The sequence below is a fragment of the Nonomuraea coxensis DSM 45129 genome (assembly GCF_019397265.1).
In the GTDB taxonomy this organism is placed as follows: Bacteria; Actinomycetota; Actinomycetes; order Streptosporangiales; family Streptosporangiaceae; genus Nonomuraea; species Nonomuraea coxensis.
This window is the reverse complement of record NZ_CP068985.1, coordinates 6889305-6913298: the sequence shown is the minus strand read 5'-3', so window position 1 is coordinate 6913298 and position 23994 is coordinate 6889305. Positions and strand designations below refer to the sequence as shown.

General features: G+C 72.8%; 26 protein-coding genes. 13 read left to right on the top strand and 13 right to left on the bottom strand.

Translation table 11 applies throughout. The features are described 5' to 3' along the window. Positions 1–8 precede the first annotated feature (8 nt). Positions 9–425: an acyl-CoA thioesterase gene (locus Nocox_RS32410; RefSeq protein ID WP_026214116.1), complete on the top strand. Its 417-nt coding sequence runs from the start codon at positions 9–11 to the stop codon at positions 423–425. Then, positions 426–1589 (top strand): MFS transporter, encoded by a 1164-nt coding sequence (locus Nocox_RS32405; protein WP_020542114.1) that lies wholly within the window; start codon positions 426–428, stop codon positions 1587–1589. Between the two features lie 3 nt (positions 1590–1592). On the opposite strand, the gene Nocox_RS32400 is transcribed toward Nocox_RS32405, so the two are convergent. The 4 genes from Nocox_RS32400 to Nocox_RS32385 form a co-directional block, all read right to left on the bottom strand. Then, a complete protein-coding gene (locus Nocox_RS32400; RefSeq protein ID WP_020542115.1) occupies positions 1593–3101 on the bottom strand; it encodes a glycoside hydrolase family 13 protein in 1509 nt (502 codons plus the stop codon). A gap of 17 nt (positions 3102–3118) precedes the next feature. Then, a complete protein-coding gene (locus Nocox_RS32395) occupies positions 3119–3499 on the bottom strand; it encodes a globin (RefSeq protein WP_020542116.1) in 381 nt (126 codons plus the stop codon). Positions 3500–3509: 10 nt separating this feature from the next. After that, positions 3510–4505: a mechanosensitive ion channel family protein gene (locus Nocox_RS32390; RefSeq protein ID WP_020542117.1), complete on the bottom strand. Its 996-nt coding sequence runs from the start codon at positions 4503–4505 to the stop codon at positions 3510–3512. A gap of 455 nt (positions 4506–4960) precedes the next feature. Further along, positions 4961–5245 carry a hypothetical protein gene (locus Nocox_RS32385; RefSeq protein ID WP_020542118.1) on the bottom strand — a complete coding sequence of 95 codons (285 nt, stop codon included), beginning with the start codon at positions 5243–5245 and terminating at the stop codon, positions 4961–4963. Between the two features lie 274 nt (positions 5246–5519). On the opposite strand from Nocox_RS32385, the gene Nocox_RS32380 reads away from it, so the two are divergent. The 6 genes from Nocox_RS32380 to Nocox_RS32355 all read left to right on the top strand — a co-directional run bounded on the left by Nocox_RS32380 (position 5520) and on the right by Nocox_RS32355 (position 12589). After that, positions 5520–7070, top strand: coding sequence for an NsdA family TPR-like regulatory protein (locus Nocox_RS32380; protein WP_020542119.1), 1551 nt, complete (start codon positions 5520–5522; stop codon positions 7068–7070). After that, entirely contained in the window at positions 7067–7579 is a 513-nt protein-coding gene (locus Nocox_RS32375; RefSeq protein WP_020542120.1) for a GNAT family N-acetyltransferase, read from the top strand. The genes Nocox_RS32380 and Nocox_RS32375 overlap by 4 nt, the downstream gene beginning before the upstream one ends. Positions 7580–7936: 357 nt before the next feature. After that, positions 7937–9157: a DMT family transporter gene (locus Nocox_RS32370; protein ID WP_169577014.1), complete on the top strand. Its 1221-nt coding sequence runs from the start codon at positions 7937–7939 to the stop codon at positions 9155–9157. A 198-nt stretch (positions 9158–9355) separates the two neighbouring features. Continuing rightward, the gene (locus tag Nocox_RS32365; RefSeq protein WP_020542123.1) at positions 9356–11065 is read left to right on the top strand and encodes a tetratricopeptide repeat protein; all 1710 of its coding nucleotides are present in this window, start codon (positions 9356–9358) and stop codon (positions 11063–11065) included. Between the two features lie 106 nt (positions 11066–11171). Next, complete coding sequence (locus tag Nocox_RS32360; protein WP_020542124.1) at positions 11172–12125, top strand: YbgA family protein; 954 nt, start codon at positions 11172–11174, stop codon at positions 12123–12125. 14 nt (positions 12126–12139) lie between these two features. After that, on the top strand, positions 12140–12589 hold the full coding sequence (locus Nocox_RS32355; protein ID WP_085995991.1) for an NUDIX domain-containing protein: 450 nt from the start codon (positions 12140–12142) through the stop codon (positions 12587–12589). Positions 12590–12599: 10 nt separating this feature from the next. On the opposite strand, the gene Nocox_RS32350 is transcribed toward Nocox_RS32355, so the two are convergent. After that, positions 12600–13385, bottom strand: a complete 786-nt coding sequence (locus Nocox_RS32350) for a hypothetical protein (protein ID WP_020542126.1) — start codon at positions 13383–13385, stop codon at positions 12600–12602. A 17-nt stretch (positions 13386–13402) separates the two neighbouring features. Beyond that, complete coding sequence (locus Nocox_RS32345) at positions 13403–14029, bottom strand: TetR/AcrR family transcriptional regulator (RefSeq protein ID WP_211212573.1); 627 nt, start codon at positions 14027–14029, stop codon at positions 13403–13405. Positions 14030–14116: 87 nt separating this feature from the next. On the opposite strand from Nocox_RS32345, the gene Nocox_RS32340 reads away from it, so the two are divergent. After that, positions 14117–15043: a zinc-binding dehydrogenase gene (locus tag Nocox_RS32340; RefSeq protein WP_020542128.1), complete on the top strand. Its 927-nt coding sequence runs from the start codon at positions 14117–14119 to the stop codon at positions 15041–15043. A gap of 57 nt (positions 15044–15100) precedes the next feature. On the opposite strand, the gene Nocox_RS32335 is transcribed toward Nocox_RS32340, so the two are convergent. The 3 genes from Nocox_RS32335 to Nocox_RS32325 are packed head-to-tail and all read right to left on the bottom strand — an operon-like array spanning position 15101 to position 17180. Then, complete coding sequence (locus Nocox_RS32335; protein WP_157382926.1) at positions 15101–15553, bottom strand: hypothetical protein; 453 nt, start codon at positions 15551–15553, stop codon at positions 15101–15103. 47 nt (positions 15554–15600) lie between these two features. Next, positions 15601–16236: a DUF47 domain-containing protein gene (locus tag Nocox_RS32330; RefSeq protein WP_020542130.1), complete on the bottom strand. Its 636-nt coding sequence runs from the start codon at positions 16234–16236 to the stop codon at positions 15601–15603. Further along, positions 16233–17180 carry an inorganic phosphate transporter gene (locus Nocox_RS32325; RefSeq protein ID WP_246649631.1) on the bottom strand — a complete coding sequence of 316 codons (948 nt, stop codon included), beginning with the start codon at positions 17178–17180 and terminating at the stop codon, positions 16233–16235. The genes Nocox_RS32330 and Nocox_RS32325 overlap by 4 nt, the downstream gene beginning before the upstream one ends. 188 nt (positions 17181–17368) lie before the next feature. Here Nocox_RS32325 and purU point away from each other — a divergent pair, with 188 nt between their 5' ends. Further along, the gene (gene purU / locus Nocox_RS32320) at positions 17369–18223 is read left to right on the top strand and encodes a formyltetrahydrofolate deformylase (RefSeq protein WP_020542132.1); all 855 of its coding nucleotides are present in this window, start codon (positions 17369–17371) and stop codon (positions 18221–18223) included. A gap of 20 nt (positions 18224–18243) precedes the next feature. On the opposite strand, the gene Nocox_RS32315 is transcribed toward purU, so the two are convergent. The 3 genes from Nocox_RS32315 to Nocox_RS32305 are packed head-to-tail and all read right to left on the bottom strand — an operon-like array spanning position 18244 to position 21459. Beyond that, positions 18244–18594, bottom strand: coding sequence for a VOC family protein (locus tag Nocox_RS32315; RefSeq protein ID WP_033408536.1), 351 nt, complete (start codon positions 18592–18594; stop codon positions 18244–18246). Between the two features lie 5 nt (positions 18595–18599). After that, positions 18600–19385 (bottom strand): helix-turn-helix domain-containing protein, encoded by a 786-nt coding sequence (locus Nocox_RS32310; RefSeq protein WP_020542134.1) that lies wholly within the window; start codon positions 19383–19385, stop codon positions 18600–18602. Positions 19386–19401: 16 nt separating this feature from the next. Then, positions 19402–21459, bottom strand: coding sequence for a prolyl oligopeptidase family serine peptidase (locus Nocox_RS32305; RefSeq protein WP_020542135.1), 2058 nt, complete (start codon positions 21457–21459; stop codon positions 19402–19404). A gap of 280 nt (positions 21460–21739) precedes the next feature. Between Nocox_RS32305 and Nocox_RS32300 the strand changes: the two genes are divergently transcribed. Genes Nocox_RS32300 through Nocox_RS32290 form a run of 3 tightly spaced genes read left to right on the top strand, consistent with a single transcriptional unit; the run spans position 21740 to position 23309 of the window. Then, a complete protein-coding gene (locus tag Nocox_RS32300; protein WP_020542136.1) occupies positions 21740–22249 on the top strand; it encodes an HNH endonuclease in 510 nt (169 codons plus the stop codon). A 46-nt stretch (positions 22250–22295) separates the two neighbouring features. Continuing rightward, on the top strand, positions 22296–23093 hold the full coding sequence (locus Nocox_RS32295) for a GNAT family N-acetyltransferase (protein WP_020542137.1): 798 nt from the start codon (positions 22296–22298) through the stop codon (positions 23091–23093). Positions 23094–23096: 3 nt separating this feature from the next. Further along, positions 23097–23309 (top strand): FmdB family zinc ribbon protein, encoded by a 213-nt coding sequence (locus tag Nocox_RS32290; RefSeq protein ID WP_026214120.1) that lies wholly within the window; start codon positions 23097–23099, stop codon positions 23307–23309. A gap of 105 nt (positions 23310–23414) precedes the next feature. On the opposite strand, the gene Nocox_RS32285 is transcribed toward Nocox_RS32290, so the two are convergent. Further along, a complete protein-coding gene (locus Nocox_RS32285) occupies positions 23415–23915 on the bottom strand; it encodes a helix-turn-helix transcriptional regulator (protein ID WP_026214121.1) in 501 nt (166 codons plus the stop codon). Positions 23916–23994 lie beyond the last annotated feature (79 nt).

The following is a 23994-nucleotide window of genomic DNA, read 5'->3' as shown; positions in this document are numbered from 1 at the left end:
GTGGCGAGGTGGTTGAACGCAACGGTCCCCGTCGACACGTCCACCTCCGCGCGGTGCGCTTCGGCGACGTCGACTCCCAAGGGCACGTCAACAACGTGCGCTTCCTCGACTACCTGGAGGACGCCCGCTTCGGCATGTTCGCCATCGACCCGCACAACGCGGGGGAGGAGCCGTTCGGCGGCCTCGTCGTCACCCGCCACGAGGTCGACTACCGCCGCCCGCTCGGCTTCCGTCCCCAGCCGGTGCGCGTGGAGACCTGGGTGGAGGAGGTCAGGGCGGTGCGCTTCCGGCTGCGTTACGAGATCCTCGACGACGCCGACCTCTACGTCACGGCGACCTCCGTGATCGCCGCCTACGACGTCGAGCGGGCCGCCCCGCGCAGACTCAGTGAGGCCGAGCTGGCCTACCTCAAGCGCTTCTCGTAGATGAAACGCTGGTGGATGCTGGCGCTGGGCGTCAACGCCCACGCCGGCGTCACTCTCGGGCTGTTCGGCTTACCCCTGGTCATGCCGGAGATCCAGCGCCACTTCGGGGTGTCGCTGCCGGTCGCCGGCATCATCGCCAACGCCTCCGCCGTCGGCATCCTCGCCGCCCTCGTCGCGTGGGGCGCGCTGGCCGACCGGCACGGCGAGCGGGTGGTGCTCGGCACGGGCGTGGGCCTGGCGGCCGTGCTGTTCGGCGCCGCCGCCCTCGTCGAGAGCGCCTGGGCGGTGGCCGCGCTGCTCGCCATGGCCGGCGCGGCGGGCTCGGCCGCGATGGTCGGCGGCGGGCGGATCGTGCTGCGCTGGTTCCGGCCGCCCGAGCGCGGCGTCGCCATGGGCGTGCGCCAGGTCTCCTTCACGCTCGGCATGGCGGTGGGCGCGTTCACGCTCCCGCCGGTCGCCGCGGCGCACGGGCTGCCCGGCGTGCTCCTCGTCTGCGCGGGCGTGAGCCTGCTGGCCGCGGTGCTGGCCGCGATCTTCCTGACCGAGCCGCCGCACGAGGTCGCCGGGCAGGGCACGGCGCCGGTCGGCTCGCCGTACCGGCAGCCGGCGCTCTGGCGGGTGCACGCCACCAGCGCGCTGCACGTGGTGCCCCAGATCGTGGTCAGCACGTACGGTGTCACCTGCCTGGTCGAGCTCTACGACTGGGACGCGGTGTCGGCCGGCCGGCTGTTCGGCGTGGCCGCGATCGGCGGGGCCGCGGTGCGCGTCGCGGCCGGCCGCTGGTCGGACCGGGTCGGGCTGCGCATGCGGCCCCTGCTGCTGATCACCTTCGCGAACCTCGCCGTGCTGGCCCTGCTGGTCGCCGGCACGCTCACCCGGACCTGGCCGGGCCCCGCCATGCTGGCCCTGGCCGCCGTGATGACCGTGGCCGGCAACGGGCTCGCCTACCTCGCGGCGGGCGAACTCGCCGGGCCGGCCTGGGCGGGACGGGTGCTCGGCACCCACAACACCGTCCAGAACACCGTCTCCCTGGCCGCCACGCCGCTCGCCGGCGTGCTCATGGAGAGCGCCGGGTTCTGGGCGGGCTTCGCCGCGGGGCTGGCGTGCACGCTGCTGTCGGTGCCGGTCGTGCCGTGGCGGGGCGAGCGGGCCGGACGCCCGTGACGGCTATCCGGCCCGGCGCAGCCACGCGGCCGTGTCGGCGGGCAGCAGGCCGCCCTTGACCGGGCCGCTCGCCAGGATCACCTCGTCGTGGTCGGGGAGGCGTACGGGGTGGGTGCCGCAGTTGACGGCGCAGATCAGCGGGCCACGGGTGAAGAAAAGCGCACCTTCGGGAGAATCCAGCCACTCCAAGGTGTAAGGAATTTCCTCCACCAGTTCACGGCGCCGGGCCAGCGCCCGCCGGTAGAACTCCAGCGTCGAGTCGGCGTCGCCCTCCTGCTTCTCCACGCTCAGCTCCGCGAACGACGCCGGCTGCGGCAGCCACGGCTCCACCGAGTCGGGGGAGAACCCGTAGGAGGGGGCGTCCACCGTCCACGGGATCGGCACCCGGCACCCGTCGCGCCCCGGCAGCTTGCCCTCCGACTGGAAGAACACCGGGTCCTGGCGGGCCTCGGCCGGCAGATCGGTGACCTCGGGCAGCCCCAGCTCCTCGCCCTGGTAGAGGTAGGCGGAGCCGGGCAGGGCCAGCGTGGTCAGCAGCGCGGCCCGCGCCCGGGCCAGCCCCGTGCCGGGGTCGGCCGTGCCGTAGCGGGTGCGGTGGCGGACCACGTCGTGGTTGGACAGCACCCACGTCGCGTACGGGACCGCGCCGAGCGTGTCGTCGATCACCTGCTTGAACGCCGTCGGCGACCAGGGCGCCTGCAGCCAGGCGAAGTTGAAGCTCTGCTGCAGCTCGTCGGGGCGCACGTAGAGGGCGAGGTCGTCGAGGCTGTCGGTCCAGACCTCGCCCACCGCCATGCGCTCGCCCGGATAACTGTCGAGCAGCCGGCGCCAGTCGCGGTAGACGCCGTGCACCTCGGGCTGCCCCCAGACCGGCGAGGCCGCCTTGAACGACTGGTCGCTCACGTCGGGCAGGCCCTCCGCCTTGTAGAGGCCCATCGCCACGTCGATGCGGAACCCGTCGACCCCGCGGTCCAGCCAGAACCGCAGCACGTCGAGGAACTCCTCGTGCACCTCGGGGTTGCGCCAGTTGAAGTCGGGCTGCCCCGGGGCGAACAGGTGCAGGTAGTACTGGCCGTCGGGCGCCTGTGTCCAGGCCGGGCCGCTGAAGGTGGACTGCCAGTTGTTGGTCGTGTCGCGGAAGATGTAGCGGTCGCGGCCCTCGCCCCGCAGCGCCGCCTGGAACCACGGGTGCTGGTCGGAGCTGTGGTTGGGCACGACGTCGACCATCACCCGAAGCCCCAGCCCGTGCGCCTCGGCGACCAGGTCGTCGAAGTCGTCCAGCGAGCCGAACAGCGGGTCCACGCCGCGGTAGTCGGCCACGTCGTAGCCGCCGTCGGCCATGGGGGAGGGGTAGAACGGCGTCAGCCACACGGCGTCGACCCCCAGCCGCTTCAGGTACGGCAGCCGCTGCCGCACCCCGGCCAGGTCGCCGACGCCGTCTCCCGAGGCGTCGGCGAAGCTGCGTACATAGATCTCGTAGACGACGGCGTCACGCCACCAGGGGATGTCCATGACGGCTCTCTGCCCCGTCAGGCGGGAGAGTTCACCAAGCTGTGGGCGGCGTAGACCAGATAGTCCCAGAGCCGGGTCGCCTGCTCCTCGGGCAGGTCGAGCGAGTCGACCGCGTCGCGCATGTGCCGCAGCCAGGCGTCCCGCTCGGGCTCGCCGATCACGAACGGCATGTGACGCATCCGCAGCCGGGGATGCCCGCGCTGCTCGCTGTAGGTCTTGGGGCCGCCCCAGTATTGGACGAGGAAGCCCCGCAGCCGCTCCTCGGCGCCCGTCAGATCGGGCTCCGGATAGAGCGGCCGCAGGACCGGGTCGTCGGCGACCCCCTCGTAGAAGCGGTGGACGAGGCGGCGGAAGGTCTCCTCGCCGCCTACGGCGTCGTAGAAGGAGGTCTCAGTCACAAGGATCAGCTTAGGCAATCGAGACCATGGGAATGCCCGCGGTGTCCATGGCCGTCTTGACCCGGAGCCGGAGCTCCCGCGCCACCTCGGCCTGCGCGGACGGCAGGGTCTTGACCGTGACGCGGAACACCATCGCGCTGTTGGAGAGCTGTTCCACGCCGTAGACCTGGGGCTGCTCGACGATCTTGCTCTCGCGCAGCTCGGCGTCGGCCCACATCTCCTCGGCCGTGTGCTCCAGCAGCACCTTGACGGCGACCACGTCGGCGTCGTAGGCGACCGGGACGTCCACGAAGGCGCGCGACCAGCCCTGCGACTCGTTGCCGACCCGGGTGATCGTGCCGTTGCGTACGTACCAGACGCGGCCGTCGGCGTCGCGCAGGCGGGTCACCCGCAGCGTCACGGCCTCGACCGTGCCGACGGCGGCGCCCGCGTCGATCACGTCGCCGACGCCGTACTGGTCCTCCATCAGCATGAACAGGCCGGCGATGAAGTCCTTCACCAGCTCCTGCGCGCCGAAGCCGATGGCCACGCCGAGGATGCCGACGCTGGTCAGCACGGGCGCGATGGGGATGGTCAGCCGGTCGAGCACGGTCAGCACCGCGGTGCCCATGATGACGATCGAGGCGATGTACCGGAGCACCGAGCCCATGGTCTCGGCCCGTTGCTTGCGCCGCTCGTGCAGCAGCACGTCGATGCCGTCGGGAGCCGCGCCCTTGCGGAACCTGCTGGTGATCGAGCCACCCGTGGCCGCGCGGGTGACCACCCGGGTGATGACCCGGTGGGCGATGTTGCGGATCACGAACGCGAGCACCACGATCAGGACGATCGTGATGGCGGTGGCCACCAGCGGCGCCCAGGGCGCGTTGTCGAACACCCCCGCAAGCGTGGAGCAGAGCACGGTGTCGTTCTGGCAGACCGTGCTCACGCCGTGCGTGAGCTCGTCCAGGTCGGGCAGGACGGTGGACGTTGACGACGGCTGTGGCGACGGCGTCACCAGCAGTAGCACTGGGTGGATCCCCCTCCGGAAGCGGTTCGATCGGCATTGGACCGAATGTGATCTAGTTGATCTAGTTCGAATCCAAAATACCGCCGACCGAACCGCCCGCCGTCACATCACGCCGGGGAAGACGGGGACGCGGGCTCTCTGGGCCGCGGAGGGAGAGAGCCCGCGCTCCGATGACGGACGGCTCGGAGCGGGACACGCACCCGGAAGCATGTCCCGCGCCGGTTCCGAGGGGGATCCCCCGAACACCCGCCCCGGAGGGACGGGTGGCTTGGCCGCGCGCGCGGGTGCGAGCCGCGCGCGCGAGATGGTCCGCCCTTCGCGAGGGCGGGAACCGGCGGAGTGACCAGGGCGCCGTCGATCGGAGCCCTCCGCACCGGTCACCCCGCCGGCTCCGAGGAGCCGCCGTGGTCGCGGTGAGCCGTGATGGCTGCGTTCCATCAGGATCACCGCCGTCCTCACTCGCCCACGGCGGCGAGTACTCGGGCGACCTTCGTCGCCGCACCGGCCGGGTCGTCCGCGGTGTGCATCCGCTCGCCCCAGGACCAGCAGTACCACCAGTCCGGCATGTCGGATACGGATGCCGAGCGGCAGGTCACGTTCTCGGTCAGGCTGGTCGCCTTCGGGTTGATCACCCGGACGAACTGCCGGCCGCCCTGGGTCCGGACCACTCGGGCGAGCAACCCGCGGGCGCCGAGCTCCTTGACCAGACGCTCCAGCCGCTCGTAGTCGTCGTCCCCCACCGTTCGCCCTCCCTAGGAATCGCTGCTGGTGGGCCAAAGATGGCTCAAGACGGCGGCGTGCGCAATCAGTGGGATCCGGCTACGGGGAGTTGCTTCTCCCTCATGGGATGTAAGAAACCGCCCCTGGGAGGACGATCCTTAACCGTAGTCTTGGCGCGGAGCGTTTCCATCCACTCATCGTTGCTTCATAGTCATGGGTAGGCGCACTGCGACTTGACGGCTACGATCAGTCACGAGTTGCGGACCGGTCGAGACTTGCGTGAGAGGGGCCGGGATGTCCGGCAGGCAGCACAGGGAGACGGAGATCGCGCGGCGGATCCGGGCCAAGGGCCTCGCCGCCGGCCGCACGTCGTCCCAGATAGCCGACGAGATCCACGAGGCATGCGCGTCGCAGTTCAGCACGAGCCGGATAAAGGCGCACCGCCTGGCGCACGGCATCGCGCTGGCCGACGTGATCGAGCAGGTCAGGGCCCTGTTCGATCGAGATCAGAAACCAGCGCCGGGCATCGGCGAGACGCTGCTGTCGGCGTACGAGAGCGGGCTCAAACGCCCCGGGCCCGAATACCTCCACTACCTGTGCACGGTCTACCGGGTCGAGCCCTCGGCGCTCGGCTTCGACGCGCCGTGCATCTGCGGTCACGGTCACCGCCTGCCCGGCACCATCGGCGGCGAGAACACCCGTCCGCCGCTGACGCTGGCCGAGCGTGACCTGGTGCTCCATCCGATGGTGATCGACCCGGAGACCGAGGAGGACGAGAACATCCTCCGCCGCACGCTGTTAAACCTCCTCAACACCGACACGAACCTGTCGGAGCAGCTCGACGGCCCGGTGCTCGGGGCCTGCGAGGGCATCAGGCGCCGCATGGACGAGACGCTCGTGTCGGGCACGGTCTCCGCCCAGATGCTCGACCAGTGGGAGGAGACGACGGTCAGCTTCGGCCGCCAATACACCACGACGGCCCCGCTGCGGCTGCTGTGCGACGTGCTGCTGGAGCTCAGCGCGGTGCGCACGGCGATGTCCCGCCGCCAGCCCATCGACCTGACGGAGCGGCTGTGCCGGATGGCCGCCCAGCTCTCCGGGCTGAGCGGCATGATCCTCATCAACCTCGGCGACCACCGCCTGGCCCGCGCGTTCTTCCGCACCGGGCGGGTGGCGGCCGACGAGACCGGCGACCGGGCCCTGCGGGCCTGGATCTGCGCCCGCGAGTCCCTCGTCCCCCTCTACTTCGGCGACGCCCGCGAGGCGCTCCACCTCGCGAAGAAGAGCCGCGACCTGGCCGGCTCCACGCCGTGCGTCGCCCAGGCCATGGCCCCGGTCGTCGAGGCGAGGGCGCTGGCCATGCTGTCGGGCACCGACAGCAAGAAGGAGGTCGTCGACCAGGCCAAGCGGGCGCTCGCGCGGGCCAGGAACGCCTTCACCCACATGCAGGAGGAGGACAAGGAGGACCTCGCCTTCGGCTACACCGAGAAGCAGCTCTACTTCTACCAGGGTGACGTGCTCACCAAGCTCGGCCAGACGCTGGAGGCCGAGGTGGTGCTCGACCAGGCGCTCAGCGCCTACGAGGACCACATCCTCGACCAGACGCTGATCCGGCTGGACCAGGCGCAGTGCCGGCTGATCGACGGCGACGTCGCCGAGGCGGTGGCCGTCGCGACCAAGGCGCTCCACCTGGTGAGCAACGAATATATGACCGACTTCATCGTGCGCCCGGCCACGGCTCTGGAGCAGGCGATCGTGGCCCAGGACCCGAACGCTCCCGGTCTCGCGGAGTTCAGGGCCGCGCTGCGGCGCCCCAAGGCGCAGCTGAAAGGGAGCGGTGCGTGAAGCTGACGATTCGGCGCTACCGCTGGTCCGACCTCGACACCATTCTCACGCTCCACCAGATCTGCCTCGCCCAGGTGGGCCTGTTCCCCGGCGACGGCGTCTACTACGACGACGACTTCCCCCGCATCCAGGACCTCTACCTGGCCTGCGGAGGTGACTTCCTCGTCGGCGAGACCGGCGGCCGGGTCATCGCGATGGGCGGGCTGAGACCCGTCGACACCATGACGGCCGAGGTCTGCCGGTTGCGCGTCCATCCCGAGTTCCAGCGGCGCGGCTTCGGCGCGGCCATGCTGCGCGCGCTCGAACAGCGCGCGCTGGAGCTCGGCTTCCGCAGCGTCAGGGGAGACACCACGCTCAACCAGGGCGCGGCGCTGTCGCTCTACCGGCGCCAGGGCTGGCGCGAGCTGTCCAGGGAGCGCGTGGGCGACCTGACCGTCGTCTACGGCGAGAAACGCCTGGTCCCTCCCGCGGCCCTCGACGCGGCGCCCGGCGCGGTCCGCGAGAGCTGACCGCGCTCCCCCCTCCTCGCCGGGCTTTCCCCTCCTCGCCAGGCTTCCCCTCGTCGCCGGCCTTCCCCCTCCCCGGCCTCGTTCGGCGTGACTGTTCCGCCGATCCTTCCCCGGAATTCCGGCTTGCCGCCCAGTTGCTGACAGGCCGCGCCAACCGCGTGAAGCGGGATATGTCAGGAGATGGGGAGAGCCCCGATGCGCGCGAGGTAGGGATGTACGAACCCGCGGGTGAGTGTCTTCACTCTGAGTGGTAGAGGAACCTGCCCGGTTCGCAGCCTGTACATCAGTGGCTGCGAATAGTAGTGAGATGCTTCTGACATGGCAGGCGTGCCCGCTCCCCGACCCCTCCTGGGAGCCGTGCTTCTGTTGTTCGTCAGCGCCGCTTGGGGGTCGGCGTTCCCGCTGATGAAGGACCTCATCCATCGGTTACCCGTCGAGGATCTCCTCGCCGAGCGCTATCTGCTCGCGGCGCTGACGCTCCTCCTGATCCGGCCGCGCTGCCTTCGGGGGCTGCCGCGCGAGACGTGGGTCAACGGAGCGATCCTCGGGATCATGTTCGGGATCGGGCAGACCGCGCAGGCCGTGGCGCTGCACGGGCTGCCGTCCGCGGTGTCCGGCTTCGCCGTCGGGTGCAGCGTGGTGATCACGCCCATCCTGGCGCTCCTGATCCACAAGGCCCGGGTGCAGACCCGCATCTGGTACGGCGTCGTCTTCGCGCTCGCCGGGATGACCGCGTTCACGCTGATGCGCGGGGTCGAGGAGCACGAGATCTCCATGATCGCGCTCGCGGCCACCCTCGCCGCGGCGGCGCTCTACTCCGGCCACACGCTCATGCTCGGGCAGATCTCCAAACAGCGGGCCTTCCATCCGTACGCGCTGACCGCGATCCAGCTCGCCACCATCGGGCTGACCACGGGCGTCGCCGGCGCCAGGGACGGCATCACGCTCCCCGCGAGCGCGCCCGACTGGCTGCTGCTGGCGCACCTGTCGGTGGTGTCGTGCGCGCTGGGCTTCCTCGCCCGCTCCTACGGCCAGGCGCACGTGCCGGCCATCCCGAGCGCCGTCCTCATGTCGTCGCAGCCCGTCTTCGTCGCCCTCATCGCGGTGATCTGGTTCCACGAGCAGCTCGGCTGGAGCATGGTGGTGGGCGGCGGGCTCATGGCGGCCGCGATGCTGCTCGCCGTTCCCGCGCGGGCCACGACGCCGGAGAAGGAGCGCGCGCCGGGCCGCCGCGAGCTGCTGGACGTGTCCCGGAGGGCCGCGAGGGTGCTGACGGACCTCCGCGTCAAACGCGAGGAGCCGCCGGGCCCCGGCGCGGAGCCGGCCACGATCCTCGCCAAGAGCGCCTGCGTGGACACCGCCTCCTGTCCCTGGCACACCCGGTCGCTGAAGGGCGGCGGGGAGCCCAGCCTCGAACGCCTCATCGAGCGCGCCACCCTCATCGTGCGCGCCAGGAACCTGCCCGGCCCCGGCTGCTGCCGATCGGTCACACTTCTGGGTCGCTGCCTGTGCGCGTTGATGGAAGAATCCGAACATCGGCGTACCGAGTCATCGGCCCGGTGGTTCGGCACCAAATAGGTTAGAAAAACCAGGCAAAAGGCAACTACTTCTTATCCCTGGTCCACGGGCTTGTTCACCGCGAACCTTGATATTCGTAGGGGTGCCCTAATAATAGGGACCCACCCCCCGAGTGGAGAGGTACGTCATGAAGCGCATCGTCGTCCGCAAGCCTGGAACCGTGAGGCTCGCCGGGACCTCCAGCGTCATTCACAAGGGGTGACCGAGGAGAGGTCCCACGTCCGGGTCGAGGGCGCACCGCCCGACGGCTGGGAGGCCGCGCGGCTGCTGATGCCGATGATCGACGCGCACCGGCGGCCCCGCGGCCCCTACACCGTCGCGGCGGCGCTGCTGGGCCGGCTGGTGCCGGAGACCCTCGAACGTTCCGCCGAGCTGGTCGCGGCCCACGACATCGAGATCCGGGCGGCGGCCCCCGAACTGGCCGGGCTGGTCCCGGCCAGGCGGGTGACGATCGACGCAGGGCTGAGCGACGACGAGCGCATCCTCGTGCCCGCGCCGCGCCGCACGCTGCGGCTGGCCAACGGCCTGGCGGAGTTCGTCCGCGACGCCGTGCCGCCAGGCCGGGCGCTCGCCGTATGCAACCTCGCCGAGGCCGACCCCACCGACCTCGAACTGCTCGACGTCCTGGCCCGCCGCGTCCCGCCGGGCACGCTCACCCTCCTGCTCAGCACCGGCGGCCCCGAGCCCGCGCCCGACACGCGGGACGCCGCCGCGCTCTGGGCCGTCGTGGACCGCTCCACGCGCGAGGGTTTCCTGCACACCGTCGTCGAGCTGGGAGAGCGTGGCCTGGCCGGCACCGAGCCGGGCGGGGACCTGTGGTGGCGCTTCGCGCAGCGCACCGCGACCGCGCTCGGCGGCCTCGGCCGCACCGCCGAGGCTCGGGCGCTCTGGGACCGGGTGCGCGAGGTCAGCCAGGACCCGAAGGCGCACGCCGCGGCCGCGTACGGCACCGCCATGCTGGACGCCCGCCACCCCGACCCCGCCCAGCGCGACCTCGGCCGCGCCCGGCGCTGGATCAACCTGGCCATCGCCGTCTCCTCCCTCCTGCCCGATCCCGCCGACCGCGCCTTCAAGCTGGGCTTCGACCGCAACGGCCTGGCCCTGATCGAGCTGCGCCGGCAGCGGCCCGCCGCGGCGCTGGCGCTGGTGGAGTCGGCCATCGAGCTGGCCCGCGAGCTGGGGGAGCGGCATTCCCAGCACCGCATGGTGCTGCTGGCCAACCGGGCGCAGCTCCTCGCCGTCCTCGGCCGCGAGAAGGAGGCCCTGGACGACTACGGGGCCGCCATCGCCCTCGACCCCGCCTTCCCCGACCACTACCTGGAGCGCGGAAACCTGCTGTTCAAGCTCGGGCAGCACGAGGAGGCGCTGGCCGACTACGAGCGGGCCATGCGCGCCGGGCCGCCGCTGCCCGAGGCGTACTACAACCGGGCCGAGCTGCGCGTGACGCGCGGCGACACCGAGGCCGCGCTCGCCGACCTCGCCCGGGTCGTCGAGCTCGACCCCGGCTACCTGGACGCCTACATCAACCGGGCCGGGCTGCTGGCCGCCTTGGGGCACGACGAGGAGGCCGCGGCCGACGTGGCCGCCGGGCTCGCCCGCGCGCCCGGCAACCCGCACCTGCTGACCGTGCTCGGGCAGCTGGAGACGTCGGCGGGCCGGTTCGGCACGGCGGCGGCGGCTCTGGACGAGGCCGTGTCGGCCGCGCCCGACCTGGCGGCGGCCTGGGGGAACCGGGGGGTGCTGCGGTACGCGACCGGCGACCTCGAAGGCGCGGTCGAGGACCTCACCCGGGCCATCGCCCTCCAGCCCCAGCCCGACCTGTTCGCCAACCGCGCCGTCGCCCTGCGCGCCCTGGGCCGCACGGCCGAGGCCGAGGCCGACGAGCGCCGCGCCGGCGCCTTCCTCTGAACGCCCGCCGCCGCCCGATCCGGGCAGGTCACCTATGCGACTGATCTCCCCGGGCTTGGTTGCCCGCGCCCACCTGAGGGGATTGGATGGAAAGATGATCACGGGAATGCCGGACGCGCGGCCCCGGGTGGCGGTGTCGAGCTGTCTGCTGGGCGAGCTGGTCAGATACAACGGGGGCCACAGCCGCGACCGCTTCCTCACCGACGCTCTCGACCCCTACGTCGAGTGGATCCGCATCTGCCCCGAGATGGAGGCGGGCCTCGGCACACCCCGTGAGACCCTGCGGCTGGAGGAGTCCGCCACAGGCCCCCGGCTGATGACCCGCACCACCCACGCCGACCTGACCGACCGCATGCGCGCGCTCGCCGCCGAGCGGGCCGCCGCGCTCGACGTCGACGGCTACGTCTTCAAGGCCAAGAGCCCCACCTGCGGCATCCACGGCGTGCCCGTCTACCGCGCCGAGGGGTCGCCGGCCGACCGGCGCAACAGGGGCCTGTTCGCCGAGACGATCATCACGGCCCATCCGCTGCTGCCGGTCGAGGACGAGGGCCGCCTGCACGACGCGCTGCTGCGCGAGAGCTTCGTGGAGCGGGTGTTCGCGCACGCCCGGCTGCGGGCGCTGCTGGCCGGCGGCCGGCGGGCGCGCGACCTGGTCGCCTTCCACGCCCGGCACAAGATGCAGCTCCTCGCCCACGACCCGCTGCGCTACCGCGAGGCCGGCCGGGTCGTCGCCGGGGCGGGCGTCCGGCCCCCTGAGGAGGTGGCCGCCGCCTACGCCGCGCTCTTCCGCGAGGCGATGGCGAGCAAAGCGACCGTGGGCAGGAACGTCAACGTGCTGCAGCACGCCATGGGCATGCTCGCCCTCGACCCGACCAGGCGGGCCGACCTGGTCGAGGTGATCGAGTCCTACCGGGCCGGCCTGGTGCCGCTGAGCGTCCCGACGACGCTGCTGCGCCACCACGCGCGGGGCGAGGCGGCCGAGTACGTCCGCGACCAGACCTACTTCTCGCCCTACCCGGACGACCTGCGGCTGCGCAACCACGTGCCGGCTCTCGGGTAGGTAGCCTCGGTGGCGTGGAGCATGTGAGCGCCCGTCCCGCCGCCCGCGTCGTCTGCCTCGACCGCGACGGCCGGGTGCTGCTGCTCCACTGGTACGACCGCGTCGCCCGCGCCGACGTCTGGGAGCCGCCCGGCGGCGGCATCGACCCCGGCGAGACGGCGCTCGACGCCGCCCGCCGCGAGCTGGCCGAGGAGACCGGGCTGCCCGGCTCGGCGGTGCTCGACCGGCACGTCGAGGTGGCCCGCGACTACTGGTGGGAGGGCGTCCGCTATGTCAAGGACGAGTCGTTCTACCTCGCCAGGTTCGCCGAGGCGCGGCCGGTCGTCACGGCGGGCGGGCTGACGGAGGGGGAGCGGGCGGCCTACCTCGGGTACACGTGGACCGGGGAGCTGCCCGCCCAGGGTCTGGAGCCGCCGGGCCTGGCGGAGGTCGTCCGCCGCCTCACGGACCCGGCGGCGCGGTAGCTCAGCGGGCTCAGCGGCGGGTCTTCGTGCCGCCCAGCTCGGTCAGGGTCGTCGCCATCAGGTCGCGCAGCAGCGCGCCGGACAGCTTGTCGTGCACGTGCTCCACGGGCAGGCCCTTGCCCACCCGCACCCGGTAGTCCTCGCGGGCGGCGGCGTCGGGGAAGGGCAGCGCGGTCATGCCGACGACGACGCTCACCCGGGTGCCGCCGCGGGGCAGCAGGGCCACGGCGTGGGTGCGGAGGCAGGTCTCGTCGGGGGCGCCGTACCAGCCGCACTTGACGGCGGCCTCGGCCGAGCCGAGCGCCTCCCGGATTCCGAACGTCTGCTCGCCCTCCACGTGCCGCATCCAGGTCAGCACGTCGGAGGCGACCGGGTCGCCGGCCGCGGCGGACTGGGCGAGCACCGCGTACGCGGTCGCGACCTCCTCGGCGGCGACCTCGACCGAGCCGAAACGCGAGGGGTCGCCGTTGGGCGGCGCCCAGGACACGCCGGTGCGCTCGCGGAGGTCGTCGAGGATGACGCCGGGCCCGACGCCGAGCCACAGGTTGAGCGTGTCGGCGTTGGAGGAGACCACGACCGCGGGCTCGGCGTGCCGGCGCCAGCGCTCCCGGTCGGGGATGCGGTCCGCGGCCACCCACGCGTAGAGGGGTTTCAGCAGCGACGCGCAGCGCAGCCGGGTGAGGCCGGCGCACGCGGACACGGTGCGGGCGGGTGGCCCGCCGTAGCCGCGCCGGATCCCCGCGGCCTGGGCCGCGGCGCTTTGGTCAAGGTCGTCGAGCAGCTCGTTGAACGCCACGCACCCCACCGTAGACCCTACGGGCGCTCTCCCCAGCGACCTTCGTACCAGTCGGCGCCCGGCGGATCGCCGGGCAGCGGCGTGCGGCCGGGGGCGCGCAGGCCGTCGAGCGCGATGGCGAGCAGGCGCCGCTTGACGTGCTCGTGCGCGGGGTCGGGCGGGCCAGGCGCGGGGCGGCTGAACTGCTCGATCAGCAGCGAGAGGTCGAGGGCGGTCACGTCGTCCCTGAGCACGCCGGCCGCGTGCGCCCGCCCGACGAGCCGCCCGGCCAGCTCGGTGGCCCGGTGCGAGGCGCGCCACATCTCGGGGGTGACCTCGATGGTGCCCGCGACGGGGGCGAGCGCGCCGGAGCGCAGGTCCACGCATTCACGGACGTATCCCTCCAGGCCGGACCACGGGTCGTCGTCGGCCAACGCCGTCTCGGCGGCCTCGGCGACGCGCTCCATGGCGATGAGGCACAGCCGCTGGAGCAGCTCCTCCTTGGTGCGGTAGCGGCGGTAGAGGCTGCCTATGCCCACGCCCGCCTGCCGGGCGATGGCCGAGACCGGGGCGTCGAACCCCTGCGTGGTGAACACCTCGTGCGCCGCCCGCAGCAGCCGCAGATCGTTGCGCGCCGCCTCGGCCTGCCTGCCGCGTCCGGACATGGCGACCACGATAGCCGCATTGCGGAGCGATGCGCTCCGATATAGATTCCGGAGCGAATCGCTCCGATTAAGGGAAGGGCTGGAGACATGCGCGCGGTGGTGCTGAGGCGGTACGGCGGTCCGGAGGAGCTGGTCGTCGAGGAGGTGCCGGATCCGGTCGCCGGGCCGGGGCAGGTGCTGGTACGGGTCGCCGTGGCGGGCGTGACGTTCGTGGAGACCCAGGTGCGCGCCGACCGGGGGCCGCGGCGGGCCGAGCTGCCCGCCGTCCTCGGCAACGGGGTGGCGGGCACCGTGCTCGCGGTGGGGGAGGGCGTGGACCCGGCGCTGACCGGCACGCTCGTCGTCACCACGCTCGGCGGCCAGGGCGGCTACGCGGAGCTGGCGGCGGCCCGCGCCGAGGACGTCATCCCCGTGCCCGAGGGGTTGTCGCCCGAGCACGCCGTCGCGCTGCTGGCCGACGGGCGCACCGCGCTCGGCCTGACCCGTGCCGCCGCCCCGGCGCCGGGGGAGTGGGTGCTGGTGGAGGCGGCGGGCGGCGGCGTGGGCAGCCTGCTCGTGCAGCTCGCGACCGCCGCCGGGGCCCGCGTGGCCGGTGCGGCCGGGTCCGCGGCCAAGCGGGAGCTGGCCGCGAGCCTGGGGGCCGAGCTGACCGTCGACTACACGCGGCCCGGCTGGACCGCTGAGGTGCGCGCCGCGACCGGCGGGCTCGACCTCGTCTTCGACGGCGTCGGCGGCGACATCGGCGCGGCGGCGCAGGGGCTGCTGAAGGACGGCGGCCGGATCAGCGTGTACGGCATGGCGGGCGGCCCCATGACCACCCCCGACCCGCGCGTCAAGGCCGTCGCCTGGCCGGACACGGACCTGCGCGAGCTGTCCAGGGCGGCGCTCGCCGAGGCCGCGGCCGGTCGCCTCCGCCCGGTGATCGGCGCGGTCGTCCCCCTGGAGTCCGCCGCGTCCGCCCACGCGGCCATCGAGGCCCGGACGGTCGTCGGCAAGACACTGCTGGTGCCATGAAGGAGGGACCGTCAGAAGGCTGACCTCGCCAGCGTCAGTTCCCTGGAGAGGAGGTCGTCAGACGGGTGACCTGGCGAGCGTCAGAGCCAGGGCGAGCGGCGGCAGTGCGACCAGTGCCATCGCCGCCGCCACCCGCCACGCCCGGTGTACCCGCGACTCGGTCACGAACGCCGCCACGGCCCCCGCCCCCGCGAACGCCGTCCCGGCCGCCGCCAGGTCCGCCCACTGGGACGTCCACGACGGCAGCGCCTCCCCGGCCAGCCGGAACACCACCAGCGCCCCGGCGGTCACGAGCGCCACCCGCCGGGCCGGCCGCACGTTCACCCGCTCCAGGACCCGTACGGACCCGGCGAGCAGCGCCAGGCTGATCACCACGAGCAGCCCGACGGACGGCGGGAGGCACCCCCAGTCCCCGCAGCCCATGCCGAGCCAGGCGACGCGGACGGTGGCCCACCACAGCACCCCGAGAGCGGCGCACACCGCGACCGCCCGCCCCATTCGCCCCGCCATGACCTCCATGTTCCCATCCAGGCCCGGCGGGGGAGCCCCGGGAGCGGTCAGCGCTTCATGGCGCCGTCGGCGATGGCGTCCGCCGCCTCGCCGATCGCCACCCCGACGATCTCCAGCCGGCGCACCAGCTCCCGCTCCTTCATCTTCTCCGGCGTCAGCTCGTCGCCGGAGAAGATGCGCGAGATCTCGTACTGGTACATCCGCCGGATCGCCCCGCCCGCCTTCTTCGCCTCCAGCGCGTCCACCGCGACCGCCGTCGGGCTCGCGGCCAGGTCGCGCACCGCCTGCTCCAGGGCGTCGATGCCGACGATGACCTGGTCGAGCATGGGCGTGAAGCGGATCTGCTCCGGCACCCGGTACAGATGGGACTCGCGCACGAAGTCCCGCAGCGAGTCCAGCACGTCGTCGATCGAGCGCGACAGCCGGAACAGGTCCTCCCGGTCGATCGGCGTGACGAGGGCGGACTGGAGCTCGTCCACGAGGCGGGCGCGCTCCTCGTCGCCCAGGTGCTCGATGGAGCGCATCCGTTCGTGCGCCCCGGTGCGCCCCACCTCGCCGCCGATCATGGACATGGCCAGCCAGGCGCCCTCCTTGGTGGCCTCGAGCTGGCCGAGCAGCGCCTCGGTCACCCCGGCGTCCATGCGCCCGGAGACGAGGTCCCTGATCCACCGCAGTCGCTTCACAACGCTCTCAGTCCTTTCACCGCCAGGGCCAGGACCCAGCCCGCCAGCGCGCTGGCCGGCAGGGTCAGCAGCCAGGCCGTCGCGATCTTCACCGCCGCGTACCACCGCACCCGGCCGCTGCCGCGCGCCACGCCCGCGCCGATCAGGCCGCCCGCGACGGCCTGGGTCATGCTCACCGGCATCCCGGCCGCCGCGCAGCCGATGACCGCGAGGCTCGACGCCAGCTCAGCGGCGACGCCGTGCGCGGGCCGGGAGACGATGATCTCCTGGCTCAGCGAGCGGCCGGCCGTCGGCAGGCCGTAGAGGACGCCGATCCCGAAGAGCACGGCCACCAGCGACGTGTACGCGGGCGGCGCGTCACGGAAGCCGATGGCGATCATGAAGAGCGCGAGCATCTTCTGGGCGTCGTTGGCGGAGTACGCGATCGTCTGCAGCAGGAAGCCCAGCCGGTGCCACCGCCCGAGCCCCCGGGAGCGCGTCACCAGCGACAGCAGCCGGATCAGCACCCACGCCAGCAGCCCGCCGACGATCGGGGCGGCGACGCCGAACGCGAGCACCTGCGCCACCGTCCCCGTCGACACCGGCAGCCCCCAGCCGAGGCCCGCGCCGGTGAGCCCGCCCACGATGGCGAGGGTGAGGCTGGTCGGGCGGCCTTGGGCGCTGAGCGTGGCGACCACGCCGAGCGCCGCGAGCACGGCCGCCGAGGTCACGATCCGCCCGCCTGGCGCGTCGAAGTTCGCCAGCCGGTCCACGAACGTCAGCGCCACCTGGTACGACAGCAGCGGCACAACCGCCACCATGAGGATCAGCCCGAGGATGCCGGCCGCCGGCCGCACCGTGGGCAGTTTGAGCCCGGTGGCGAGCAGCGCGCCGCCGTCGTTGATCCCGGCCACGATCGCGAACAGCGCCGCGACCACCACCAGCACGACGGCGTCCAAAGGCACGCGCTCCACCCCCGTCCGTCAGGACGATGAGGCGGGACCCGTCCGAGTTATCCAAATCGTCCGTAATGCCGGATTACTACCCCATATTCGATCGTCCAGCGCGTCCCCGGCAACACTCGTCACGCCGGTACCCTCGACGTGACGCCCGATCCACGTCCCCACGACCCGACGCCCGCGAGAGTGACCGCATGACCAGCCCAGCCGAATACATCCTGACGCTCTCCTGCCCCGACCGCCCCGGCGTCGTGGCCGCCGTCTCCGGCCTGCTCGCCCGCAACGGGTGCAACATCATCGAGAGCCAGCAGTTCGGCGACCGGGTGGCGCAGCGCTTCTTCATGCGCGTGCAGTTCGCCGGCGGGCCGTCCGAGGACGACATCAGGGCGGCCTTCGCCGCGCTCGCCCCCGACTTCGCCATGGAGTTCACGGTGCGGGACGTCGCGCGCAAGCCGCGCGTGCTCATCATGGTCAGCAAGTTCGACCACTGCCTCAACGACCTGCTCTACCGGGTCAAGGCGAGGACGCTCGACATCGACGTCGTCGCGGTCGTCTCCAACCACCCCGACCTGCGCCCGCTCACCCAGTCGCACGGCATCGACTACCACCACCTGCCGGTCACCCCGGACACCAAGCCCAGGCAGGAGGCCGAGGTGCTCGCACTGGTCGAGCACTACCAGGCCGACCTCGTGGTGCTGGCCCGCTACATGCAGGTGCTCTCCCCGGACCTCTGCGAGAAGCTGGCCGGGCGGGCGATCAACATCCACCACTCGTTCCTGCCGTCGTTCAAGGGCGCCAAGCCCTACCACCAGGCGCACGACCGCGGCGTCAAGCTGATCGGCGCCACCGCCCACTACGTGACCTCCGACCTCGACGAGGGGCCGATCATCGAGCAGGAGGTGGCCCGGGTCAACCACAGCCACTCGCCGGAGGACCTCGCGGCCATCGGGCGCGACGTCGAGTGCGTGACGCTGGCGCGGGCGGTCAAGTGGCACGCCGAGCAGCGGGTCCTGCTCGACGGCCACAAGACGGTGGTCTTCCCCCGCTGAGTCCCCCTGAGTCCCGCTGGTCAGGGCCGGTAGGTCCCGAACCACCAGAGGTTGCCCTCGGGGTCGGCGCAGCCGTACTCCCTGGACCCGTACGGCTGGTCCACCAGCGCCATGGTCACCCTGGCCCCCGCCGCCACCGCGCGGTCGTGGTGGGCGTCCACGTCGTCCACCGCGACGTAGACCCCCGGCCCGCCCGGCCGGCCCTGGCCGATCATGACGAGGTCGTCGCCCACCAGCAGCTCGGCGTGGTGCACCACGCCCTCGTCGTTCTTGGACACCTCGTGCGCCCGGAACCCGAACGCCTCCGTCAGGAAGTCGAGCGCCGCCCCGCAGTCCTGGTAGCGGGCGAGCGCGTACACGGTTCGTCTCATGGGGCTCAGGATGCCGGGCGCCGGCTCCCGGGTCTTGGACGAATCTGACCGGGCGTGACGCCGCCGAGCGCGCGGAACTCCCGGTTGAGGTGCGCCTGGTCGTAGAAGCCGCACTCGGCCGCCACCAGCGCGGGAGCCGCGCCCGAGCGCAGCAGCCGCGCCGCCCGCCCGAACCTGATCACCCGGGCCGCCGTCTTCGGCGGCAGCCCCACCTGGTCCTGGAAACGCGCCACCAGATGCCGGTGGCTCCAGCCCAGCGAGGCGGCGAGCTCGGGCGCGCGGACCCGCCCGCCCGACTCCAGCAGCCGCGCCCACGCCCACGGCACCTCCGGCCCCACCTCGGGCCCCCGCAGGAGGCGGGCCAGCAGCAGCCGGTCGACCAGCGCCAGCCGCTCCCGCCAGGACGGCGTGGCGGCCAGCCGCTCCACGGCCGTCTCCGCCCACGCCCCCAGCAGCTCGCCCGCCGGCAGGACGCGGTTGGTCAGGTGACGCATCGGCAGGCCGTGCAGCCGCCTGGCGCCGAACGGCGTGAGGAACGCCTGCACGCCCTCCGTCGGCCCCGCCGTGCGGGTGACGGTGAACCGGTCGCCGAGCCCGCCGGCGAACGCCGTGAGCCGCTGCCCGTCCACCTCCATCGGCGTGCCGAAGGCGAGGATGAGCACGGCCCCGGGCATCGCCGCCTCCGCCCGCGTCACCGGCGTGCCGGGGTGCTCGCGGTAGGCGGTCAGGCGGGTGACGTAGGGGCGCAGGGCAGCGCTGGGGACGGCCTCGACCATGGCCGGCCCCAGCATGCTCACCCCTCCGACTCTAGAGCCCGGTGTGGGCGGCGAGGAAGGTCAGCGTGTCGGCCGACAGGTCGACCGAGCGGCTGACCGAGCGGGCGCCGTGACCCACCTCGGTCTCGTTGCGCAGCAGCACCGGCCGGTCGGAGGCCGTCGCGTGCTGCAACGCCGCGCACATCTTCCAGGCGTGCAGCGGGTGCACCCGGGTGTCGGACTGGAAGACGGTGAACAGCGTCGCCGGGTACTCCACGCCCTCCTTGACGTGGTGGTACGGCGAGTAGCCCCACAGCCAGCCGAACTGCTCGGGGTCGGCGGCCGAGCCGTACTCGACGTTCCAGGTCGCGCCCAGGCCGAACAGCTCGTACCTGACCATGTCGAGCAGCGGGGCCGAGCACACCACGGCGGCGTACAGGTCGGGCCGCTGGGTGAGCGCCGCGCCCACGAGCAGCCCGCCGTTGGAGCCGCCGGAGATGCCGAGCTGCCCGGCCGTGGTCACCCCGGTGGCGATCAGGTGCTCGGCCGCGGCGTGGAAGTCGTCGAAGACGTTCTGCTTGTTGCCCAGCATGCCGTCGCGGTGCCACTGCTCGCCCTCCTCGCCGCCGCCGCGCAGGTTGGCGATGGCGTAGACGCCGCCGGCCTCCACCCAGGCCAGGATCGAGGCGGAGTAGCCGGGGGTCATGGAGATGCCGAAGCCGCCGTAGCCGTAGAGGATCGCCGGGCGGGGGCCGCTCGCCTCGCCGGGCGGCGAGATGACCAGCATCCGGACGTCGGTGCCGTCCGCGGAGCGGTAGACGACCTGCTCGGTGCGGACGTCCGGCACCTCCACGGCGCCCGGCGAGGCCGCCCACAGCGTGGTCTCGCCGGTGCGGGCGTCGTAGCGCTGGATGGTGGGCGGGGTGGTGTTGTCGGTGTAGCCGAACCACGCCTCGTGGCCGCCCTCGGGGCGCTCGGCGATGCCGCCGACCGAGCCCAGGCCGGGCGTGGGCACCTCGCCGAGGCGTTCGCCGGTCTCCAGGTCGTGCACGGTGATCTCGCTGATCGCGTGGCGGGTCCAGCCCACCAGCAGCACCGGGCGCTCCAGGTCGTCGAGGATGGCGAAGTCGTTGAGCACCGCCTCGGGGTCCTCGGGGATCAGCTCGCGCCAGGTGTCGTAGCCGGGCTCGGCCGGGTCGGTGACGCACACCCGGGCGCGGGAGGCGTCGCGGTCGGTGTGGACGTAGAGCCGGCCGTCGCGGCCGAAGACCAGCCCGGCCTGCGCGTCCACGCCCTCCTGGACGACCCTGAGCTCGGGCCGGTCGGCCGGGGAGGCGGTCAGGTCGGCCACCCAGAGGTCGTTGCGGGGCGCGGTGCCCTCGTGCGCCGAGACCTGCAGCCAGCGGCCGTCGCGGGAGACGCCGACGCCGTAGTAGTTGGTCATCTTCAGCCCCTGGCCGAAGATCATGGCGTCGTCCTCGGTGGAGGTGCCGACGCGGTGCAGGTAGACGCGGCGGTGGAACTGGGTCTCGTTCTCCGGCACCTCGGTGCTCGGCAGCCGGCGCACGTAGTAGAACGCCTCGCCGCCGGGCAGCCAGGCGACGGGGGAGTAGCGGCAGCGGTCGATCGGCCCCTCGACGCGGGCGCCCGTCGCCACGTCCATGATGTAGAGGACGGACTCCTCGTTGCCGCCCACCGAGAGCTGGTAGGCCAGCAGCCGCCCCTCCTTGTCGGGCTGGACGGCGTCGAGCGTGGTCAGCCCCGACGGGTCGATCGCCATCGGGTCGATCAGCGCCCGCTCGGTGCCGTCGGCCTCGACGACGTAGTAGACCGCGTGCTCCTGGTCGGGCGTGCGGCGGCTGAAGAAGTAGCGCTCGCCGCGCCAGGTCGGCACGCCGATCGAGCCGGACCGCAGCAGCTCGGCGATGCGGCTCTTGAACCGTTGCGGCCCCCGGCTCCGGCTGAACAGCTCGCTCTGCGCGAGCAGCCATCCCTTCGTCTCTGGACTGTCGGGATCCTCCAGCCATCTGTAGGGGTCTGGTACGGGCGTTCCGTGCAGTTCGTCGATGATGTCTTCGCGGCGTGCGGCGGGGTACGGCTCTCGCGTCATGCTGGGAACCCTACTGCCACGGAGCAGGCGTAAAACCCAGGTGAAGCGGGCATAAAACGTACCGTGCGTCCCTTTGGTCAGTCCGGTGAGTGCTTTATGGGGTGGCGGGGACGGCGCTGCTAACGCCAGACTTGCTGACAGGACGGCGCCGTGGTGACCATCCGCTGGGCCGTCCGGCGGAGGTCCACGTGACGGAAGCACGAGTGCCCCAGGAGGGGCCGACAGCCGGGACATGCCACGGCATGTCCCCTTTGATACGCAAGCAGCGGGGAGAGGCCCGATGACGCGCCAGGTCCTGCTGCTGAACGCCACTTACGAGCCGCTCACCACGCTCTCCCTGCACCGCGCCGTCGTGCTGGTGCTCCGGGGGAAGGCCGACGTCGTGCACCGCGACGGCAGGGGCGCCGTGCTGCGCTCAGCGACCTGCACGCTCGACGTGCCCTCGGTGATCAGGCTCCGCAGATATGTCCGCATCCCTTACCGGTCGCGCATCCCCCTGACCAGGGCGGCGCTCATGCGCCGTGACAACTACCGTTGCGCCTACTGCGGGCAGCGGGCCGAGACCATCGACCACGTCATCCCGCGCTCCCGGGGCGGCACGCACACCTGGGAGAACTGCGTGGCGTCCTGCACCACCTGCAACCACAGCAAGGCCGACAAATACCTGGAAGAGCTGGGGTGGACGCTCCGCGTGCTCCCCGCGGTGCCGCGCGGGGCACACTGGCGGCTGATCGGCGCCTCCCTCGTGGGCGACCCCCAGTGGGCGCCCTACCTGGAGGCGGCGGCCTGACCGCCCGCTTTGTCCGGGCGGGCCGCCGCCTGGCACCATGCCAGGCATGTGGACCTTCACCTCCGACCCGGAGGAGTACGCCGCGGTCGCCGAGCCCTTCCTGCTCGGCGACCCGGTGGGCAACACCGTCCCGCTGACCGTGCTGGCCGACCTGCGCGCCGGCACGCCGGCCAAGGATCCCCGGTTCGGCTGGTGGACGGTGGGCGGGCAGGTGCGGGGGGCGGCCTTCCGTACGCCGCCGTACCCGATCGGGCTCGCCGTCATGCCGGTCGAGGCGGTCGCGCCCCTGGTGGAGGCGCTCGGCCGGGACATCCCCGCGATCGTCGGCCGGGCCGAGCTGACCGACGAGGTCGTCCGCCTGATGGGGCCGCCCGCGAGGACCGTCGCCGAGCGGCTCTACCGGCTCGGCGCGCTGAGCGTCCCCGAGGTGCCGGGGCGGGGCAGGCTCGCCACGCCCGCCGACTTCCCGCTGCTGGTGAGCTGGTACCACGCCTTCGGCGAGGAGGCCGGGCTCGGCGAGGGCGACCCGGCCGAGCGGGTCGCCCAGCGGCTGACCCGGCGCGAGCTGTTCGTGTGGGAGGACGGCGGCGCGCCGGTTTCCCTCGCGGCGCTGTCGCAGGCGGCGGGCGGGGTCTGCCGGGTCGGGCCGGTCTACACGCCCCCCTCGCGCCGCCGGCACGGCTACGGGTCCGCGGTCACCGCCCACGTCAGCCGCGTCGGGCTCGCGGAGCGGGGCGAGGAGGTCGTGCTCTTCACCGACCTGGCCAACCCCACCAGCAACGCCATCTACCAGGCCATCGGGTACGAGCCCGTGTCCGACTACGCGCACATCACCTACGCTTAGGCCATGCCCCGTTACGACTTCCGCTGCCGCGCGTGCGGCTCCACGTTCGAGGTGTCCCGCCCGATGTCGGACTCCGACGCGCCGGCGGCCTGCCCAGAAGGCCACGACGACACGGTGAAGCTGCTGTCCACGGTCGCCATGACCGGCGGCGCCGCCGCACCCCGCCCCAGCGGTGGCGGCGGCGGTTGCTGCGGCGGGGGCTGCTGCTCCTCCTGACCGGAAGGCAGGGGCGCCGTTCCCCTGACCCCTGGGGCCGGGGGCGCCGTTCCCCTGACCCTGGGGCCGGGGCGGCGGCGAGCCGGCCGCCCCGGCGTCCTGGCGCTAGGCCGCTCCGGCCCTGACCCGCTTGCGGCGCTGGAACGGCAGGAACCGGTCGGCCAGATGCGGCCGCGCCGGCGTGAGCGTGGGCTCGACCGCGAGGATGCGGTCGAACCTGAAGGCCCGGATCCCGCGGCGCATCCGGCACACGCCGACGAGATACCAGTATTCGCGGTGCACCAGGCAGGTCACCGGCTCGACGTCGCGGACGGTGATGTTGCCCCCGGCGTCGCGGTAGTGCAGGCGGATCATGAGCCGGCTGGTGATGGCGTCGGCCATCAGCCTGGCCCGGGAGGCGACCTCCAGGGGCAGCGGCTCGGTCAGGGTGGCGAGGGTGGCGGCGATGACGTCGTCGTCGAGCTCCAGGTGCTGGAGCGCGTGCTGCAGGCCGCGCCGGGCGGTGACAGCCTGGGGTCCCGCGCCGAGGTGGGCGAGGGAGAGTGCGAGGGCGGCGATCTCGGCGGTCGTCAGCGGGCGAGTATCGTGCTTCACGACTGTCGTCATACCCAAAGAATACGGACCGCGACCGACATTTTTCGAAAACCTGTCCGGAAGGACAGGTGCCCGGACACACCGGCACGGC

Excerpts from the sequence above, each read along its gene's own strand:
- Nocox_RS32345 (WP_211212573.1), bottom strand. The coding sequence starts at position 14,029 with ATGTCCGGACGCGGCAGGCAGGCCGAGGCGGCGCGCAACGATCTGCGG.
- Nocox_RS32400 (WP_020542115.1), bottom strand. The coding sequence starts at position 3,101 with ATGGACATCCCCTGGTGGCGTGACGCCGTCGTCTACGAGATCTATGTA.
- Nocox_RS32310 (WP_020542134.1), bottom strand. The coding sequence starts at position 19,385 with ATGCTGGGGCCGGCCATGGTCGAGGCCGTCCCCAGCGCTGCCCTGCGC.
- Nocox_RS32290 (WP_026214120.1), top strand. The coding sequence starts at position 23,097 with ATGCCCCGTTACGACTTCCGCTGCCGCGCGTGCGGCTCCACGTTCGAG.
- purU (WP_020542132.1), top strand. The coding sequence starts at position 17,369 with ATGACCAGCCCAGCCGAATACATCCTGACGCTCTCCTGCCCCGACCGC.
- Nocox_RS32285 (WP_026214121.1), bottom strand. The coding sequence starts at position 23,915 with ATGACGACAGTCGTGAAGCACGATACTCGCCCGCTGACGACCGCCGAG.
- Nocox_RS32360 (WP_020542124.1), top strand. The coding sequence starts at position 11,172 with ATGCCGGACGCGCGGCCCCGGGTGGCGGTGTCGAGCTGTCTGCTGGGC.
- Nocox_RS32305 (WP_020542135.1), bottom strand. The coding sequence starts at position 21,459 with ATGACGCGAGAGCCGTACCCCGCCGCACGCCGCGAAGACATCATCGAC.
- Nocox_RS32405 (WP_020542114.1), top strand. The coding sequence starts at position 426 with ATGAAACGCTGGTGGATGCTGGCGCTGGGCGTCAACGCCCACGCCGGC.
- Nocox_RS32340 (WP_020542128.1), top strand. The coding sequence starts at position 14,117 with ATGCGCGCGGTGGTGCTGAGGCGGTACGGCGGTCCGGAGGAGCTGGTC.
- Nocox_RS32315 (WP_033408536.1), bottom strand. The coding sequence starts at position 18,594 with ATGAGACGAACCGTGTACGCGCTCGCCCGCTACCAGGACTGCGGGGCG.
- Nocox_RS32300 (WP_020542136.1), top strand. The coding sequence starts at position 21,740 with ATGACGCGCCAGGTCCTGCTGCTGAACGCCACTTACGAGCCGCTCACC.
- Nocox_RS32295 (WP_020542137.1), top strand. The coding sequence starts at position 22,296 with ATGTGGACCTTCACCTCCGACCCGGAGGAGTACGCCGCGGTCGCCGAG.
- Nocox_RS32380 (WP_020542119.1), top strand. The coding sequence starts at position 5,520 with ATGTCCGGCAGGCAGCACAGGGAGACGGAGATCGCGCGGCGGATCCGG.
- Nocox_RS32335 (WP_157382926.1), bottom strand. The coding sequence starts at position 15,553 with ATGGCGGGGCGAATGGGGCGGGCGGTCGCGGTGTGCGCCGCTCTCGGG.